Genomic DNA, 18,598 nt, shown 5'->3' on the forward strand with positions numbered 1-18,598 from the left:
GCCGACCGGAAGTGGACTATACCTGTCGGCGATTCACCGATCCGCACTTCCTGCACGACCCTGCTTGACCTGACCGCGGTGCCGGGGAGGATCCGGTTCACCGCCTGAGTCCTGGAGAAGGCGAGGACTTGAGCATGGGATCCACTTCCGCCGAGAACAACGGCACCGGCGGCACCGGCACATCGGGTGTGGGGCGCCGCGACCTGATCAGGCGGTCCGCAGCGCTCGGACTGATCTCCGTACCCGCGATGAGCCTCCTGTCCGCGTGCGCGAGCGGCGGCGGGGGTGACGACGAAGGCGACTCCAGCCAGGGCAAGACCTCGAAGTCCAACCCCTTCGGAGTGCAGAAGGGCAGCAAGCTCGACGTCGTCATCTTCAAGGGCGGTTACGGCGACGACTACGCCAAGGCCTGGGAGGCGAACTACCAGCAGAAGCTCGGCGTCACCTCCACCCACACCGGCACGCAGGAGATCACCGGCAAGCTCCAGCCCCGCTTCAACGCGGGCAACCCGCCGGACATCGTGGACGACTCCGGCGCCCAGCAGATCAAGGTCGACGTCCTGTACAAGAACGGCCAGCTGCTGGACCTCGCCCCGGTGCTCGACGCGCCCTCGGTCGACGACCCGGGCAAGAAGGTCCGGGACATGATCATCCCCGGCACCCTGGACGCGGGCATGCAGGAGGGCAAGATCGTCGCCCTCAACTACATCTACACCGTCTGGGGCCTGTGGTACTCCGGCAAGCTCTTCAAGGACAAGGGCTGGGAGGCGCCCAAGACCTGGGACGAGTTCATCGCCATCTGCCAGGACGCCAAGAAGCAGGGCATCGGCGGCCTGGCCCACCAGGGCAAGTACCCGTACTACATCAACGTCGCCATCATGGACATGATCGCCAAGAAGGGCGGTCTGGACGCCATGAAGGCGATCGACAACCTCGACCCCAAGGCGTTCGTGGGCTCCGACGCGGCGCAGGCGGGCGTCGAGGCGATCTACGAGGTCGTCGAGAAGGGCCTGTTGATGCCCGGCACCAACGGCCTGACCCACACCGAGTCGCAGACCCGCTGGAACCAGTACAAGGCCGCCTTCATCACCTGCGGCTCGTGGCTGGAGAACGAGCAGCTGAAGCAGACGCCGGCCGACTTCGACATGAAGTTCCTGCCGATGCCGCTGCTGCCGGACAGCGAGCTGCCGTTCGAGGCGATCCGGGCCGGCTCCGGCGAGCCCTTCATCATCCCGGCGAAGGCGAAGAACCTCGCCGGAGCCAAGGAGTTCATGCGGCGCATGCTCTCCAAGGAGTGGTCGACGCTGTTCGCCAAGGAGGCCAACTCGCTGACCATCCTCAAGGACGGCGTCGACCCGAGCGTCGAGCTGCGCCCCGGCACCCAGTCCACGGTCGAGGCGTCCAAGGCGGCCGGCGACAACACCTTCCGCTACCTGTACACCGAGTGGTACAGCGAGATGGGCGCCGCCATCGAGGCCGCGTCCAACGAGCTGATGGCCAAGCGCATCCAGCCGAAGGAATGGCTGAAGCGCTGCCAGGCGGCGGTCGACAAGCAGGCCAAGGACCCGTCCTCCAAGAAGAACCACCGGGACTGACCGCGACGCCGTGTCCCGGGCCGGAGCGATCCGGCCCGGGGCAGGACACCAGGGGCAGGAAACGCCAATGCGCAAAGGGCAGTACAGGTTCGTCACGGGATTCCTCTTCGTTCCCGTGGCGCTTTATCTGATCTTCGTGATCTGGCCGTACATCCAGACGTTCGGCTATTCGCTGACCGACTGGAAAGGACAGTCGCAGACCTTCCGGTTCGTCGGACTGGACAACTACCGGACGCTGCTGAAGGACGACGTCTTCCTGCAGGCCATCTGGCACAACATCCTGTTCCTGATCTTCATCCCGGTGATCACCATACTGCTCGCCCTGTTCTTCGCGTTCATGGTGAACGCGGGCGGCCGCGGCAGGGCCGGCGGAGTCCAGGGCGTCGCCGGATCCCGGTTCTACAAGGTCGTCTACTTCTTCCCGCAGGTGCTGTCGCTGGCGATCGTCGCGGTGCTGTTCAACGCGGTGTACCGAAGTGACGGCGGCGGCCTGCTCAACGGTTTCCTGATCAAGGCCGGCCTGGTCGACGCGAACAACCCGGTGGAATGGCTCAACGAGCCCGACATGGTGCTGTGGGCGCTGATCATCGCGGTGGTCTGGCACGGCGTCGGCTTCTACCTGGTGCTGTTCTCGGCCGCCATGCAGTCCATCCCGAAGGACGTCTACGAGGCCGCCCTCATCGACGGCGCCGGCCGCGGCCAGTCCTTCTTCCGCATCACCCTGCCGCTGCTGTGGGACACCGTGCAGACCGCCTGGGTCTACCTGGGCATCGTCGCGATGGACATGTTCGTCCTGGTGTCCTCCATGACCCAGAACATGGGCGCCTACGGCGGCGGCCCCGACCATCACAGCGACGTGATGTCGACGGTGATGATGCGCAACTTCCAGTACTTCGGCAAGAGCGGATACGCCTGTGCCATGGGCGTCGTCATGCTGCTGCTCACCCTGGTCCTGTCCGTGGTCATGCTGCGCGCCACCCGCCGCGACCGCGTCGAGTTCTGAGCGGGAGATACGACGATGAGCGCACCCCTCAAGGAGACCGCCCCCCAGGGCGGCACCGCCGAGCCGCGGCCGAGCGCCGCCGAGGCCCCCGTACCCCCCGCCGACCGCGGCGGCGAAGGCGTCGTCCTGAACGTCTTCTCGCACGGCTTCCTGGCGCTGTGGGCCCTGCTGATCGTGCTGCCGCTGCTGTGGCTGGTGCTCAGCTCCTTCAAGACCGACGCCCAGATCGGCGGCTCGGCCTTCGGCTGGCCCGAGAACTGGACCTTCGACGTGTTCCGGCGCGCCTGGGACAAGGGCATCGGCGACTACTTCCTCAACACCGTCATCGTGCTGGTCTTCTCCGTGCCGCTGACGATGCTGTTCGGCTCGATGGCCGCGTACGTGCTGGCCCGCTACCGGTTCTGGGGCAACCGGCTGCTGTACTACTTCTTCGTCGCCGGCGCCATGTTCCCCGTCTTCCTGGCCCTCGTCCCGCTGTTCTTCATGGTCAAGCGGCTGGACATGCTCAACACCTACCAGGGCCTCGTCCTGGTCTACATCGCCTACTCGATGCCGTTCACGGTGTTCTTCATGCACGCCTTCTTCCGGACCCTGCCGACGGCGGTGTTCGAGGCGGCGATCCTGGACGGGGCCTCGCACACCCGGACCTTCTTCCAGGTCATGCTGCCGATGGCGAAGCCGGGTCTGATCAGCGTCGGGATCTTCAACACGCTCGGCCAGTGGAACCAGTTCATCCTGCCGACGGTCCTGATGCAGCCGCAAAGCGGCGACGACCCCGAGCGCTACGTCCTCACCCAGGGCCTCATCCAGCTGCAACAGCAGCAGGGCTACGCCTCCGACCTGCCCGTGCTCTTCGCGGGTGTGACCATCGCGATGGTTCCCATGCTGGTGGTGTACCTGTCCTTCCAGCGCCAGGTGCAGGCGGGCCTGACGTCGGCGACGCTGAAGTAGCGCTGCGCAGCCGTCCGACCGCGCGCCGTTCCCGGACCGGGGCGGGGCGCGCGGTTATGTCTGGATGCACCCCGAAACGGTTCAACCTCTTGACGGGAGGCGACCCGAACGGCTCAGCTTAGAGTTCACTAGTTGGACATAGACGGGGCCTCATCGAAGCGGCCCCGTGCGCAGGAGGTCGTCGTGGAGACTCCAGGGTCGCAGTCGTCGCTGCACCGAGCCAACCTGGAGCGGGTCGTACGTGCCGTCCGGCTGGCCGGGTCGCTCACGCAGGCGGAGATCGCGAGGACCACGGGGCTGTCCGCGGCGACGGTCTCCAACATCGTCCGCGAACTCAAGGACGGCGGAACGGTCGAGGTCACGCCCACCTCAGCGGGTGGCCGCCGGGCCCGCAGCGTCTCGCTGAGCGGGGACGCCGGCATCGTCATAGGCGTGGACTTCGGGCACACGCATCTGCGGGTCGCGGTCGGGAACCTCGCCCACCAGGTGCTGGCCGAGGAATCCGAGCCGCTGGACGTGGACGCGTCCTCGGACCAGGGCTTCGACCGGGCGGAGGAGCTGGTCGACCGCCTGATCGCCGCGACCGGGGTCGACCGGTCCAAGATCGCCGGGGTGGGTCTCGGCGTGCCCGGCCCGATCGACGTCGAGTCCGGCACGCTGGGCTCCACCGCGATCCTGCCCGGCTGGGGCGGCACCAGACCCGCCGAGGAGCTGCGGGGGCGGCTCGGCGTGCCCGTGCACGTGGACAACGACGCCAACCTCGGCGCCCTCGGCGAGCTGGTCTGGGGCGCCGGGCGAGGGGTGCGCGACCTGGCGTACATCAAGGTCGCCAGCGGCGTCGGCGCGGGACTCGTGATCAACGGGAAGATCTACCGCGGCCCAGGGGGCACAGCCGGAGAAATAGGGCATATTACTCTTGACGAGTCCGGCCCGGTCTGCCGCTGCGGTAACCGGGGCTGCCTGGAGACCTTCACGGCCGCACGCTATGTGCTGCCCCTGCTCCAGCCCAGTCACGGCACCGACCTGACGATGGAAGGCGTCGTGCGGCTGGCTCGGGAAGGGGATCCGGGCTGCCGTCGGGTGATCGCCGACGTCGGCCGCCACATCGGCAGTGGAGTCGCCAACCTGTGCAACCTGTTGAACCCGAGCCGGGTGGTCCTGGGCGGTGATCTCGCCGAGGCCGGCGAGCTGCTGCTCGGGCCGATAAGGGAGTCCGTCGGGCGTTACGCGATACCCAGTGCGGCGCGTCAACTGTCCGTACTTCCAGGGGCACTTGGCGGCCGTGCGGAGGTGCTCGGAGCGCTCGCCCTCGCGCTCGGCGAGATGGGCGATTCGACCCTTTTGGACGGCACGCTCAACTCCGCTGCGCCCGCCTTCACTTAGATAACGGATGACGCCGTTGCCAACCCGTTAAGGATTTACTTCTTGACGTCGCACGTGTGGCCGAGTTGACTTCCAGCCACCTCGGCCGCAACGTCGCGGCCTCGTCAGGGAGGTTTCTGAAGTGAACACGCGTATGCGTCGTGCCGCCGTTGCCGTTGCCGCCGGTGCGATGGCCGTATCCCTCGCCGCCTGTGGCAGCGCGAAGGAGTCCGGCGACAAGGCGGACTCGTCGAAGTCCGCCGCGAAGGGCGACAACATCAAGGTCGGTCTGCTCCTGCCGGAGAACAAGACCGCCCGGTACGAGAAGTTCGACCGCCCGCTGATCGAGAAGAAGATCAAGGAGCTGACGAACAACAAGGCGACGATCCAGTACAACAACGCCCGCCAGGACGCCAGCCTCCAGGCCCAGCAGGTCGACACGATGATCACCAACAAGGTGGACGTGCTGATCCTGGACGCCGTGGACGCCAAGGCCATCAAGAACTCGGTCCAGAAGGCCAAGGACGCCGGCATCAAGGTCGTCGCCTACGACCGCCTCGCCGAGGGCCCGATCAGCGCCTACACCTCGTTCGACAACGAGGAGGTCGGCCGGACCCAGGGCGAGGCCCTGCTGAAGGCGCTGGGCAGCAAGGCCACCAAGTCCTCCAAGATCGTCATGGTCAACGGCTCGGTCACCGACCCGAACGCCGCCCAGTTCAAGAAGGGCGCGCACTCCGTCCTCGACGGCAAGGTCACCATCGCCAAGGAGTACGACACCAAGGAGTGGTCGCCGGACAACGCCAACTCCGAGATGGAGGCCGCGATCTCCGCCGTCGGCGCCAAGAACATCGCGGGCGTCTACTCCGCCAACGACGGCATGGCCGGCGGTATCATCACCGCCCTGAAGGCGGCCGGCCTCTCCGTCCCGGTCACCGGCCAGGACGCGGAGCTCGCGGGTGTGCAGCGCATCGTCGCCGGTGAGCAGTACATGAGCGTTTACAAGCCGTACGCTCCGGAGGCCGAGGCGGCCGCCGAGATGGCCGTCGCGCTCGCCAAGGGCGAGTCCCTGGACTCCATCGCCAAGGACAAGGTCTCCAGCGGCAGCGCCACCGACGTCCCGTCGGTCCTGGTCCCGGTCACCGCGCTGACCAAGGACAACATCAAGGACACCGTCGTCAAGGACGGCGTCTACAGCGTGTCCGAGATCTGCACGGGCAAGTACGCCGCCGCCTGCAAGAAGATCGGCCTTCAGTAAGCAGTCGCAGGTCCCTTCCCAGGTACGGGAATTCGTCCTTGAATTCCCGTACGGGACGTGACGCTCGAGGCTCCTCCGGCGCCCCGTGTCCACCAGCCCCGCAGCTCGTGCGGGGCGCCGGACGGAACAAGCCCCCCCCACCTTTCTGCACAACCTTCCGCCGGGTCAGGCGGCGAAGGAGATGGTTCACGTGTCCGCTACGCCCGTGCTGGCGTTGCGCGGGGTCTCCAAGCGGTTCGGTGCCGTTCAGGCGCTCACCGACGTAGAGCTTGAGGTCCACGCCGGTGAAGTGGTCGCCCTGGTGGGCGACAACGGCGCCGGAAAGTCCACGCTGGTCAAGACGATCGCCGGCGTGCACCCCATCGATGAGGGCGTCATCGAATGGGACGGCAAGGCCGTCCAGATCAACCGGCCGCACGACGCCCAGGCCCTGGGCATCGCGACCGTCTACCAGGACCTCGCGCTGTGCGACAACATCGACGTCGTCGGCAACCTCTTCCTCGGCCGTGAGCTGCGGAAGTGGGGTGTCCTCGACGAGGTCGAGATGGAGCGCCGCTCCCAGGAACTGCTGCGGACGCTGTCCATCCGCATCCCGAGCGTGCGCATCCCGATCGCCTCGCTGTCCGGCGGTCAGCGCCAGACGGTCGCCATCGCCCGCTCCATGCTCGGCGAGCCGAAGCTGGTCATCCTCGACGAGCCCACCGCGGCGCTCGGCGTCGAGCAGACCGCCCAGGTCCTCGACCTGGTGGAGCGGCTGCGCGAGCGCGGCCACGCCGTCATCCTCATCAGCCACAACATGGCCGACGTCAAGGCCGTGGCGGACAAGGTCGCCGTGCTGCGTCTGGGCCGCAACAACGGCGTCTTCGAGGTGAAGACCACCTCCCAGGAGGAGATCATCTCCGCCATCACCGGCGCCACCGACAACGCCGTGACCCGGCGTGCGGCCCGCGCCACCAGCACGAACGGGGAGGTTTCCCAGTGAGCGCCGACAAGACCTCCGCGACCGCGAAGGACGCGCCGGTCGTCGAGAACCCCGAGGCCGCCGCGGCCGCGGTGACCGCGGTCGACCCGCGGCTGCTCGTGCGCGAGCAGGGACTGACGGGCTACATCGGCGAGTTCAAGCGCAAGATGAAGAGCGGCGAGCTGGGATCCATCCCGGTCGTCATCGGCCTGATCGCCATCTGCGTCATCTTCCAGAGCCTGAACTCCCAGTTCCTGTCCGCGCAGAACCTCAGTGACATCACCGTCACGATGGTCGGCACGGGCATGATCTCCGTCGGCATCGTCTTCGTGCTGCTGCTCGGCGAGATCGACCTGTCCGTCGGCTCGGTCAGCGGCGCGGCCAGCGCCATCGCCGCCGTCCTCGCCGTCAACCAGGGCTGGCCCGAGTGGGCCGCCGTGCTCGTCGCCGTCGCCGCCGGCGCGGCCATCGGCGCGCTGCACGGGTTCTTCTTCGCGGTGCTCGGCGCCCCCGCCTTCGCCGTGACCCTGGCCGGCCTGCTGTTCTGGCTCGGCTTCATGCTCAAGATCCTGGGCGAGAACGGCACCATCAACCTCGACAGCGACGGCCTGGTCGGCAAGCTGACCACGTACTTCTTCTCGGACGTGGCCGCCGCCTACGGGCTGGCCGCCGCCGTGGTCGCGGTGTTCTTCATCTCCTCCTTCCTGGGCAACCGTCGCCGGGAGGCCGCGGGCGTCCCGTCCCGGCCGCTCAGCGACACCGTCCTGCGCACGGTGCTGCTGGCAGTGGTCTCCTTCGCCGCGGCCGCGATGTACAACCAGTACAAGGGCCTGCCGCTGGCCACGGTGATCTTCCTGGTCTTCCTGATCGGCACCGACTTCGTGCTGCGCCGCACCGCCTACGGCCGCAAGATCTTCGCGCTCGGCGGCAGCGTCGAGGCCTCGCGGCGTGCGGGCATCAACGTCACCGCGATCCGGATCTCGGTCTTCGCGATCTCCGGCGGCTTCGCGGCCGTCGGCGGCCTGTTCCTGGCCTCGAAGATCGCGTCGGCCAACCAGAGCGCCGGCGCCGGCGACCTGCTGATGAACGCGATCGCCGCCGCGGTCATCGGCGGCACCTCGCTGTTCGGCGGACGCGGCCGCACCTGGAACGCCCTGCTGGGTGTCCTGGTGATCGTCTCCATCCAGTACGGACTCCAGCTCGAGTCCATCGCCGAGCCGGTGAAGTACATGATCACCGCGGCGGTTCTGCTCACCACGGTCGTGATCGACTCGGTCACCCGCAAGACGCAGAAGACGGCCGGGCGGGCGTAACGCCCCCGACCCCTGTGCCCGGCACCGACGGCGGTGCCGGGCACAGTCGTGTCGTAGGACGGGTCGTAGGACGGTCCGATCATGGGTACAGCCGAACGCGTGACCTACGACGCACCGCCCGGAGCCAGACCGCAACGGCGGAACACTAGACTCGACACGCCCGGCAACAGCTCGATCAGCTCTACCGCAAGGAGGAACGGGTGCCGCTGCTGACCCGCATCAGGGGACCGCGCGATCTGGACCGGCTCAGCCTGGAGCAGCTGGACCAGCTGGCAGAGGAGATCCGGACCTTCCTCGTCGACGCCGTCTCCAAGACCGGCGGCCACCTCGGCCCCAACCTCGGTGTGGTCGAGCTGACCATCGCCCTGCACCGCGTCTTCGACTCCCCGAAGGACAAGGTGCTCTGGGACACGGGCCACCAGTCCTACGTGCACAAGCTGCTCACCGGCCGGCAGGACTTCTCCCGGCTGAAGATGAAGGGCGGCCTGTCCGGCTACCCCTCGCAGGCCGAGTCCGAGCACGACGTCATCGAGAACAGCCACGCCTCCACGGTCCTGGGCTGGGCCGACGGCCTGGCGAAGGCCAACCAGATCCTCGGCCGCGACGACCACGTCGTCGCCGTGATCGGCGACGGCGCGCTGACCGGCGGCATGGCCTGGGAGGCGCTGAACAACATCGCCGAGGCCAAGGACCGCCCACTGGTCATCGTCGTCAACGACAACGAGCGCTCCTACGCCCCGACCATCGGCGGCCTCGCCAACCACCTGGCCACGCTGCGGACGACCGACGGCTACGAGCGCTTCCTCACCCGTACCAAGGAGATCCTCGACCGCACCCCGGTCGTCGGCAAGCCGCTGTACGAGACCCTGCACGGCGCCAAGAAGGGCCTGAAGGACTTCATCGCCCCGCAGGGCATGTTCGAGGACCTCGGCCTGAAGTACGTCGGCCCGATCGACGGTCACGACATCGAGGCCCTGGAGTCCGCGCTGGCGCGCGCCAAACGCTTCGGCGGGCCCGTCATCGTCCACTGCCTCACCGAGAAGGGCCGCGGCTACCAGCCCGCCCTCCAGGACGAGGCGGACCGCTTCCACGCCGTCGGCAAGATCCACCCCGACACCGGCCTGCCCATCGCGACCTCCGGCGCCGACTGGACGTCCGTCTTCGGCGAGGAGATGGTCGCGCTCGGCAAGGAGCGCGAGGACATCGTCGCCATCACCGCCGCGATGCTCCAGCCGGTCGGCCTCGACAAGTTCGCCAAGGCCTTCCCCGAGCGGGTCTTCGACGTCGGCATCGCCGAGCAGCACGGCGCCGTGTCCGCCGCGGGCCTGGCGCACGGCGGGCTGCACCCCGTCTTCGCCGTCTACGCCACCTTCCTCAACCGCGCCTTCGACCAGGTCCTGATGGACGTCGCCCTGCACAAGTGCGGGGTGACCTTCGTCCTGGACCGGGCCGGCGTCACCGGCACCGACGGCGCCTCCCACAACGGCATGTGGGACATGTCGATCCTTCAGGTCGTGCCGGGTCTCAGGCTCGCCGCCCCGCGCGACGCCGACCAGGTCCGCGCCCAGCTGCGCGAGGCCGTCGAGGTCGACGACGCGCCCACCGTGGTCCGTTTCTCCAAGGGCGCCGTCGGCCCCGCCGTGCCCGCCGTGGGCCGCGTGGGCGGCATGGACGTGCTGCGCGAACCCGGCACCCGGACCCCGGACGTGCTGCTGGTCTCCGTGGGCGCCCTCGCGCCGATGTGCCTGGAGATCGCCGCGCTCCTCGACAAGCAGGGCATCTCCACCACCGTCGTCGACCCGCGCTGGGTCAAGCCGGTCGACGAGGCCATGGCCCCGCTCGCGGAGCGCCACCGCGTCGTCGTCACCGTCGAGGACAACTCCCGCGTCGGCGGTGTCGGCTCGGCGATCGCCCAGGCCTTGCGCGACGCGGGCGTGGACGTGCCGCTGCGCGACTTCGGCATCCCGCCGCGCTTCCTCGACCACGCCTCCCGCGCCGAGGTGATGGCCGAGATCGGGCTCACCGCCCCGGACGTCGCCCGTCAGGTCACCGGCCTGGTCTCCAAGCTGGACGGCAGGTTCGACCGTACCGGCGACCGGGTCGACTCCGTGGAGCCCGCGCGGGACTGACCGCCACCGCCACCGCTCACGTCCGTACGGGCCGATGCCACCACCGGGAAGGTGGTGACATCGGCCCGTACGCGTGAAAACCGGCCGCGCCGGGGCACACGTACCACGCCCCCTCTCGATCATGTCGAGGACGACGAGCGTGGGAGGTACGCCCGTGAGCAGCAACCTCTTCCGGACGAAGAAGGTCGAGCAGTCCATCCGGGACACCGAGGAACCGGAGCACGCGCTCAGGAAAACCCTGTCCGCCCTCGACCTGACGGTCTTCGGCGTCGGCGTCATCATCGGCACGGGCATCTTCGTGCTCACCGGCACGGTCGCCAAGAACAACGCGGGACCCGCGGTGTCCCTGTCGTTCGTGGTGGCCGGCGTCGTCTGCGGGCTGGCCGCGCTGTGCTACGCGGAGTTCGCCTCCACCGTCCCGGTGGCCGGATCCGCGTACACCTTCTCCTACGCCTCCCTCGGCGAACTGCCCGCCTGGACCATCGGCTGGGACCTGGTCCTGGAGTTCGCGCTCGGCACGGCGGTGGTGGCCGTCGGCTGGTCCGGCTACGTCCGCTCGCTGCTGGACAACGCGGGCTGGCACATCCCCGAGTACCTCTCCGGCCGGGACGGCGCCCACGGCTTCGGCTTCGACATCCTCGCCGCCGCGCTCGTCCTGGTGCTCACGGCCATCCTGGTGGTCGGCATGAAGCTGTCCGCGCGGGTCACCACGGTCGTCGTCGCGATCAAGGTGACGGTCGTCCTCATCGTCATCATCGCGGGCGCCTTCTTCATCGACAGCGGCAACTACGACCCGTTCATCCCGAAGGCGCAGCCGGGCGAGGCGGGCGGCAACCTCAAGGCCCCCCTGATCCAGCTGATGTTCGGCTGGGCCCCCTCCAACTTCGGCGTGATGGGCATCTTCACCGCCGCGTCCGTCGTCTTCTTCGCCTTCATCGGCTTCGACATCGTGGCCACGGCCGCCGAGGAGACCCGGCACCCGCAGCGGGACATGCCCCGCGGCATCCTCGGCTCGCTGTTCATCTGCACCGCCCTGTACGTGGCGGTGTCGATCGTCGTCACCGGCATGGAGAAGTACAGCAAGCTGTCCGTGGACGCCCCGCTCGCCGACGCCTTCAAGGCCATCGGGCACCCCTGGTACGCGGGCGTGATCAGCTTCGGCGCCGCGATCGGTCTCACCACCGTCTGCATGATCCTGCTGCTCGGCCAGACCCGGGTGTTCTTCGCGATGAGCCGCGACGGGCTGCTGCCGCGGTTCTTCTCCCACGTCCACCCGCGCTTCCGCACCCCGCACCGGCCGACCATCCTGCTCGGCGTCCTCATCGCGGTCATCGCGGGCTTCACCAGCCTCAGCGAACTCGCCGAGCTGGTGAACATCGGCACGCTGTTCGCCTTCGTCGTGGTCGCGGTCAGCGTCATCATCCTGCGCAGGACCCGGCCCGACCTGCACCGCTCGTTCCGGACGCCGTGGGTGCCGTTCCTGCCGATCCTGTCGGTGTGCGCCTCGCTGTGGCTGATGCTGAACCTGCCCGCCGAGACGTGGCTGCGGTTCGCGATCTGGATGGTGATCGGCTTCTTCGTGTACTTCCTGTACGGCCGCACCCACAGCCGCCTCGGCCGCGAAGCGGCCGACGCCGGCGGACAGCCCTCCGGGAGCGGGGGGTGACTGCGCTGGGACGCGCAGTGCCTGCGGCGGCCTGCGCGGGTTCGGTGGGGTGCGCAGTGCCTGCGGCGGCCTGCGCGGGTTTCGGGGGGTGCGGGGTGCCTGCGGCGGCGCGGGTTCGGTGGGGTGCGCAGTGCCTGCGGCGCCTGTGCGGGCTTGTGGGGGTGCGCGTAGCGCCTGTGGTGCGGGCGGAGTCGGGGCCGGGCCGGGGGTGTCCGTCCTCGGAACGGCGCGGAATCGGTGGGCTGGAGAGGTGCTGGCGTCGACGCGCCAACCGCTGCGGGCGAACACCCCCGTCCCGTCCCCTTCCCGCCGTCGGCGGGCGCGGGTCGCGCGACGGCCCGGCCGCGCTTCACCGCCATCGGCGGCCGCGCCTCCCGCCATCCGCGGGCGTCGGGCGCGCTCCATCGCCGTGTGCGGCCTGCGCTAGGCCGGGCGGACCGAGCGGGGGCCGGTCACTTCGGCGCCCAGTTCGGTTACTCTGCGGCGCAGTTCGCGGTCTGCTGTGACGACCAGGACCGGGCGGTGGCCGGCGCGGGCGGTCAGGGCGACGATGTGGTCGTCGCCGCTGCCGGGTGCGGACTCCACCCGTACGCCCGGTACGGCCTCCACGCCCCGTGCCGCGCCCTCGACCACGAGGACCAGTTCCAGCGGGCCGGAGCGGCCCGGCAGGCCGTCCGACGCCAGCCGGTCCCGCAGGCGTTCCGCGGCTCCCCGTCGGTCCCGCCACCAGCCGTCGGGCACCGACCCGACCACGTTCGCGCCGTCGACGATCACGAGCAGGGGGAGTTCCGCGTCCATGCGGCAAGGGTGACACGGACGGCCCGGGGCGCCGGCTCAGTCGAAGCTGGCGAAGTACGCCGCCACCATGTCCTCGTCGCCGTGGCCCTGCGCCGCGGCGCGCTCCAGGCGTTCGGCGCTCGCGGCGGCGACGTCCAGCCGTACGCCGTTCTGCCGCCCCGCCTCTACGATCAGCCGCGCGTCCTTGGCCGCGGTGACCACCGCGAACTGGGCGGGGGAGAGTTGCTCGTTCAGCAGCAGGCCGGTCTTGGCGTGCAGGTAGCCCATGTCGAGCGGGCCGTCGGCGATCAGGGCGAAGAACTGCTGCGGGTCGACGTCGAGGGCCTGCGCCAGCGCGAGCACCTCGCCGGCCGCCGTGGTGGCCGCGAGCACCCAGCTGTTGGCGACCAGCTTCAGCCGGGAGGCGCTGCCGTCCGCGCCGTCCTCGCCGGTCCACACCGTGCGGGCGCCCACCGCGTCGAACACCGGCTGCACCGCCGCCCGCCCCTCGGCGGGCCCGGCGGCCAGCACGGTCAACTGGCCGGCCTCCGCGGGCTGGCGGGTGCCGAGCACCGGGGCGTCGTAGAAGACCAGGCCGTGCTCGCGGGCGAACGCGGCCAGTTCGCCGGTCGCCTCGATCCCGGCGGTGGTCGACTGGACCCAGGCGGTGCCGGGCCGCAGCGCCTCGGCGGCGGCGCGCATGACGTCCAGGGCGGCCGGACCGTCGTGCAGGATCGTCAGCACCACGTCGGCGCCCCGCACCGCCTCGGCGGGGCTGTCGGCGACCTGCGCGCCGTCGGCGGCGAGCGGCTCGGCCTTGGCGTGGGTGCGGTTCCAGACGCGGACGGTGTGGCCGGCGCGGGCGAGGTTGCGGGCCATCGCGGCCCCCATGATGCCCGTGCCGAGGACGCTCACGGTCAGCTTGTCGGTCATTTCGTGGGTTTCCCTTTCCGGGGTGGCGTGCGGCCTGTGTTGGTGCCGGGGTCCAGCCTGCCCGTTCGAACGCCCGGCCCCCACCTCAACCGCCCAGGGAGCCGCACGCTTAGAGTGAACCGGTGAACGGCGACTGGCTCCTGCGCGGCCGTGACGGCCGGCTCAGTGTCTACCTGTCCGCGGGCGAAGCGGTCCTGTGCCGGGCGGAACGGGCGCCCGGCGGCCCCTGGTCGCCCGCCCGCCGAGTCGGCGGCGAGCAGAGACTGCTCGGCTCGTGCGCCGTCGGCCAGGGCCCCGACCGGTACGCCCACCTGGTCTCGTGGCGGCCCACCGGCTCCGGCGAGGCGGGCCTCGTCCACTCCACCCACTTCCGGCCGCGGCTCGCCGCCCTCGACTGGGCCCCGGTCGGCCACCCCAACAAGAAGGGCGCCGTCACCGGCACGCCCGCCGTGGCGGTCGACGCGCAGGGCCGGGGCCACGTCTTCGTCCGCAACCGGGGCGGCGGGGTGAGCATGGTCGCCCAGAGGGAGAAGGGCGGCTGGGACCCCTGGCGGGACCTCAAGGGCAGTGACGTACAGGACGGGTTGGCGGCCGTGACGGGGGAGTCGGGGCGCGTGCAGTTGTACGCGGCCGTGCCCGGCGGCATCCTGCACTGGCGGCAGGAGGAGCCGGGCGCGCGGCCGGTCCTCCAGGAGGCGCTGGAGGCGCCGGTCCGCCCGGGCACCCTGTACGCGCTGGCGACCTCCGCGGAGCGCACGACCCTCTTCTACACCGCCGAGTCGGGCGACCTGTGCGCCTGGCGCCCCGGCTCCAAGCCGGCCGCCCTGCTGCCCTCCGCGGGCCCCGGCCCGGTGCGTGCCGTGCGTTGTGAACTCGACGGCTACGACTGCACGTTGCTGGCCCAGCGTTCGGCGAGCGGTCGCGTCGCCTTCGCCGCCTACCCGACCGAGCAGGAGTCGGCCGGCGCCTGGTGGGCGGAGTCCGGACCGCAACTCCCCGCGGACGCCGAGGTGTCGGCGGCCGTCGACGAGGACGGCCGCGTGGTGGCGGCAACGTTGTCCCCGTCCGCGGGCCGCCTGCTGCTCACCCGCCGCAAGGACGAGCCGGGCCTCGCGCTGGAGGCGTGGCGGGAGGCCTGAGGAGACGAAGGAGGGCCTCCGCCGCGCGGCGGAGGCCCTCCTCAGGGGTGTGCGGCGGTTACGCGGGGACCGACGCCAGGCCCGGGGCCAGGAACTTCTTGCCGTTGACGCGCTCGGAGACGCCCTCGCGGTCCAGGTACGGCGTGATGCCGCCCAGGTGGAAGGGCCAGCCGGCGCCGGTGATCAGGCACAGGTCGACGTCCTGGGCCTCGGCGACGACGCCCTCGTCGAGCATCAGGCCGATCTCCTGGGCGACCGCGTCCAGGACGCGGTCGCGGACCTGCTCCTCGGTCAGCACCGTGTCGCCCTGCTTCAGCAGCGCGGCGACCTCCGGGTCCAGCTCCGGCTTGCCGCTGTCGTAGACGTAGAAGCCGCGCTTGCCCGCCTTGACGACGGCGGCGAGGTTCTCGGAGACCGTGAAGCGGTCCGGGAACGCCCGGTGGAGTGTCTCGGAGACGTGCAGGCCGATCGCCGGGCCGACCAGTTCGAGGAGGACCAGGGGAGACATCGGCAGGCCCAGGGGCTCGACCGCCTTCTCGGCGGCCTCGACCGGGGTGCCCTCGTCGATGACGTTCTGGATCTCGCCCATGAAGCGGGTCAGGATGCGGTTCACGACGAACGCCGGGGCGTCCTTGACCAGGACCGCGGTCTTCTTCAGCTTCTTGGCCACCGCGAACGCGGTCGCCAGGGAGGCGTCGTCGGTCTGCTCGCCCCGGACGATCTCCAGGAGGGGGAGGACCGCGACCGGGTTGAAGAAGTGGAAGCCCACGACCCGCTCGGGGTTCTTCAGCTTCGACGCCATCTCCGTGACGGAGAGGGAGGAGGTGTTGGTGGCGAGGATCGCGTGCGCCGGGGCGACCGCCTCGACCTCCGCGAACACCTGCTGCTTGACGCCGATCTCCTCGAACACGGCCTCGATGATGAAGTCCGCGTCGGCGAAGCCCTCCGCCTTGTCCAGCACGCCGGTGACGAGGGCCTTCAGGCGGTTGGCCTTGTCCTGGTTGACGCGGCCCTTGGCGAGCAGTTTGTCGATCTCGGCGTGGACGTAGCCCACACCCTTGTCGACGCGCTCCTGGTCGATGTCGGTCAGGACGACCGGGACCTCCAGGCGGCGCAGGAAGAGCAGGGCGAGCTGGCTGGCCATCAGGCCGGCGCCGACGACGCCCACCTTGGTGACGGGGCGGGCCAGCGACTTGTCCGGCGCGCCGGCCGGGCGCTTGCCGCGCTTCTGCACCAGGTTGAACGCGTAGATGCCGGCGCGCAGTTCGCCGCCCATGATGAGGTCGGCGAGCGCCTCGTCCTCGGCGTCGTAGCCCTGCTGGAGGTCGCCGTTCTTGGCGGCGGCGATGATGTCGAGGGCGCGGTAGGCGGCCGGGGCCGCGCCGTGCACCTTGGAGTCCGCGACGAAGCGGCCCTTGGCGACGGCCTGGTCCCAGGCATCGCCGCGGTCGATCACCGGGCGCTCGACGACGATCTCGCCCTTGAGGACGGACGCCGTCCAGATCAGCGACTGCTCCAGGAAGTCGGCGCCCTCGAACAGTGCGTCGGCGATCCCGAGCTCGTGGACCTGCTTGCCCTTGAGCTGCTTGTTCTGGTTGAGGCTGTTCTCGATGATGACCGAGACGGCCTTGTCGGCGCCGATCAGGTTCGGCAGCAGCGTGCAGCCGCCCCAGCCGGGCACCAGGCCGAGGAAGACCTCGGGCAGCGAGAACGCCGGGAGGGCCGCGGACACCGTGCGGTAGGTGCAGTGCAGGCCGATCTCCACGCCGCCGCCCATGGCCGCGCCGTTGTAGTACGCGAAGGTGGGGACGGCCAGCTTCGACAGCCGCTTGAAGACGTCGTGGCCGCCCTTGCCGATGGCGAGCGCGTCCTCGTGCCGCTTGAGCAGCTCGACGCCCTTGAGGTCGGCGCCGACGGCGAAGATGAACGGCTTGCCGGTCACGCCGACGCCGACGATCTCGCCGTCCGCGGCCTCCTTCTCGACCTGGTCGATGGCGGCGTCGATGTTCGCCAGCGACTGCGGGCCGAGGGTGGTCGGCTTGGTGTGGTCGTGCCCGTTGTCGAGCGTGATCAGCGCGAAACGGCCGGCGTTGAGGGGCAGGTCGAAGTGGCGTACGTGCGCACTCGTGACGACCTCGTCCGGGAACAGCTCGGCCGCGCCCTTGAGCAGTTCGGCGGTGGTGCTCACTTGTCCCCCTCGAAGTGCGGGTTCTCCCAGATGACCGTCGCGCCCATGCCGAAGCCGACGCACATGGTGGTCAGGCCGTAGCGGACGTGCGGCTGCTCCTCGAACTGGCGGGCCAGCTGCGTCATCAGGCGGACGCCGGAGGAGGCGAGCGGGTGGCCGAAGGCGATGGCGCCGCCGTACTGGTTGACGCGCTCGTCGTCGTCGGCGATGCCGTAGTGGTCGAGGAAGGCCAGGACCTGGACGGCGAACGCCTCGTTGATCTCGAAGAGGTTGATGTCCTCGATCGACAGGCCCGCCTTGGCGAGGGCCTTCTCCGTCGACGGGATCGGGCCGTAGCCCATGACCTCCGGCTCGACGCCCGCGAAGGCGTAGGAGACCAGGCGCATCTTGACCGGCAGGCCGTTCTCGCGGGCGAAGTCCTCGGAGGCGATGATCGAGGCGGTCGCGCCGTCGTTCAGACCGGCCGCGTTGCCCGCGGTGACCCGGCCGTGCACACGGAACGGCGTCTTCAGGCCCTGCAGGTTCTCCAGGGTGGTGCCCGGGCGCATCGGCTCGTCGGCCGTGACCAGGCCCCAGCCCGTCTCGCCGGCCTCGGGGCTGGTGCGCCGTACGGAGATCGGGACCAGGTCGGCCTGGATCTTGCCGTTGGCGTACGCCTTGGCGGCCTTCTCCTGCGAGCGCACCGCGTACTCGTCGGCGCGCAGCTTGGTGATGTGCGGGAAGCGGTCGTGCAGGTTCTCCGCCGTCATGCCCATGAACAGGGCGGACTCGTCGACCAGCTTCTCGCTGACGAACCGCGGGTTGGGGTCGACGCCCTCGCCCATCGGGTGGCGGCCCATGTGCTCGACACCGCCGGCGATGACGGCGTCGTACGCGCCGAACGCGATGGAGCCGGCCGTGGTCGTCACGGCGGTCAGGGCGCCCGCGCACATGCGGTCGATGGAGTAGCCGGGCACCGACTGGGGCAGGCCGGCGAGGATGCCGGCGGTGCGGCCCAGCGTCAGACCCTGGTCGCCGATCTGCGTGGTCGCGGCGATGGCGACCTCGTCGATCTTCTTCGGGTCGAGGCCCGGGTTGCGGCGCAGCAGCTCCCGGATCGCCTTCACGACCAGGTCGTCGGCGCGGGTCTCGTGGTAGATGCCCTTCGGGCCCGCCTTGCCGAAGGGGGTGCGGACGCCGTCGACGAACACGACGTCCCTGACAGTACGAGGCACGATGGCTCTCCTCCAGGGTGCGGGATGGCACTGCTGCGGCACGCTGAGCGCGCGCTCAGGCCTATGCTACTTGTGGGTAACACTGCTGCACACCCCCAACGGCTGGAGCGGC

Annotated in this window: 14 protein-coding genes; 10 read left to right on the plus strand and 4 right to left on the minus strand. The window is 69.9% G+C overall.

Annotation, left to right across the window (positions count from 1 at the left end; genetic code table 11):
* Positions 1-134: 134 nt before the first annotated feature.
* The 9 genes from ngcE (at position 135) to ACH4ZX_RS19295 (ending at position 12,235) form a co-directional block, all read left to right on the plus strand.
* A complete protein-coding gene (gene ngcE, locus ACH4ZX_RS19255; RefSeq protein WP_398273759.1) occupies positions 135-1,595 on the plus strand; it encodes an N-acetylglucosamine/diacetylchitobiose ABC transporter substrate-binding protein in 1,461 nt (486 codons plus the stop codon).
* 67 nt (positions 1,596-1,662) lie between these two features.
* Positions 1,663-2,598: a carbohydrate ABC transporter permease gene (locus ACH4ZX_RS19260; RefSeq protein WP_398273762.1), complete on the plus strand. Its 936-nt coding sequence runs from the start codon at positions 1,663-1,665 to the stop codon at positions 2,596-2,598.
* A 15-nt stretch (positions 2,599-2,613) separates the two neighbouring features.
* The gene (locus tag ACH4ZX_RS19265) at positions 2,614-3,549 is read left to right on the plus strand and encodes a carbohydrate ABC transporter permease (RefSeq protein ID WP_398273765.1); all 936 of its coding nucleotides are present in this window, start codon (positions 2,614-2,616) and stop codon (positions 3,547-3,549) included.
* A 183-nt stretch (positions 3,550-3,732) separates the two neighbouring features.
* A complete protein-coding gene (locus ACH4ZX_RS19270; RefSeq protein WP_398273768.1) occupies positions 3,733-4,932 on the plus strand; it encodes an ROK family transcriptional regulator in 1,200 nt (399 codons plus the stop codon).
* A gap of 133 nt (positions 4,933-5,065) precedes the next feature.
* Complete coding sequence (locus ACH4ZX_RS19275) at positions 5,066-6,166, plus strand: substrate-binding domain-containing protein (protein WP_398274015.1); 1,101 nt, start codon at positions 5,066-5,068, stop codon at positions 6,164-6,166.
* Positions 6,167-6,347: 181 nt separating this feature from the next.
* Positions 6,348-7,148, plus strand: a complete 801-nt coding sequence (locus ACH4ZX_RS19280) for an ATP-binding cassette domain-containing protein (RefSeq protein WP_360757507.1) — start codon at positions 6,348-6,350, stop codon at positions 7,146-7,148.
* Complete coding sequence (locus ACH4ZX_RS19285) at positions 7,145-8,440, plus strand: sugar ABC transporter permease (RefSeq protein ID WP_398273771.1); 1,296 nt, start codon at positions 7,145-7,147, stop codon at positions 8,438-8,440. Before ACH4ZX_RS19280 ends, ACH4ZX_RS19285 begins: the two co-directional genes overlap by 4 nt.
* Before the next feature lie 200 nt (positions 8,441-8,640).
* Positions 8,641-10,569 carry a 1-deoxy-D-xylulose-5-phosphate synthase gene (dxs, locus tag ACH4ZX_RS19290; RefSeq protein ID WP_398273774.1) on the plus strand — a complete coding sequence of 643 codons (1,929 nt, stop codon included), beginning with the start codon at positions 8,641-8,643 and terminating at the stop codon, positions 10,567-10,569.
* A gap of 154 nt (positions 10,570-10,723) precedes the next feature.
* Positions 10,724-12,235, plus strand: coding sequence for an amino acid permease (locus ACH4ZX_RS19295; protein ID WP_398273777.1), 1,512 nt, complete (start codon positions 10,724-10,726; stop codon positions 12,233-12,235).
* A gap of 423 nt (positions 12,236-12,658) precedes the next feature.
* Here ACH4ZX_RS19295 and ACH4ZX_RS19300 read toward each other — a convergent pair whose 3' ends face one another.
* Positions 12,659-13,033: an NTP pyrophosphohydrolase gene (locus ACH4ZX_RS19300; RefSeq protein ID WP_398273780.1), complete on the minus strand. Its 375-nt coding sequence runs from the start codon at positions 13,031-13,033 to the stop codon at positions 12,659-12,661.
* 36 nt (positions 13,034-13,069) lie between these two features.
* A complete protein-coding gene (locus ACH4ZX_RS19305) occupies positions 13,070-14,029 on the minus strand; it encodes an NAD(P)-dependent oxidoreductase (protein ID WP_398273782.1) in 960 nt (319 codons plus the stop codon).
* 38 nt (positions 14,030-14,067) lie between these two features.
* Here ACH4ZX_RS19305 and ACH4ZX_RS19310 point away from each other — a divergent pair, with 38 nt between their 5' ends.
* Entirely contained in the window at positions 14,068-15,084 is a 1,017-nt protein-coding gene (locus ACH4ZX_RS19310; RefSeq protein WP_398273785.1) for a hypothetical protein, read from the plus strand.
* Between the two features lie 58 nt (positions 15,085-15,142).
* Here ACH4ZX_RS19310 and ACH4ZX_RS19315 read toward each other — a convergent pair whose 3' ends face one another.
* Positions 15,143-17,272 (minus strand): 3-hydroxyacyl-CoA dehydrogenase NAD-binding domain-containing protein, encoded by a 2,130-nt coding sequence (locus tag ACH4ZX_RS19315; RefSeq protein WP_398273788.1) that lies wholly within the window; start codon positions 17,270-17,272, stop codon positions 15,143-15,145.
* The gene (locus ACH4ZX_RS19320; RefSeq protein WP_351899109.1) at positions 17,269-18,486 is read right to left on the minus strand and encodes an acetyl-CoA C-acyltransferase; all 1,218 of its coding nucleotides are present in this window, start codon (positions 18,484-18,486) and stop codon (positions 17,269-17,271) included. Before ACH4ZX_RS19320 ends, ACH4ZX_RS19315 begins: the two co-directional genes overlap by 4 nt.
* Between the last annotated feature and the right edge of the window lie 112 nt (positions 18,487-18,598).

The sequence above is a fragment of the Streptomyces sp. NPDC020490 genome, from assembly GCF_044335305.1.
Taxonomy (GTDB): Bacteria; Actinomycetota; Actinomycetes; order Streptomycetales; family Streptomycetaceae; genus Streptomyces.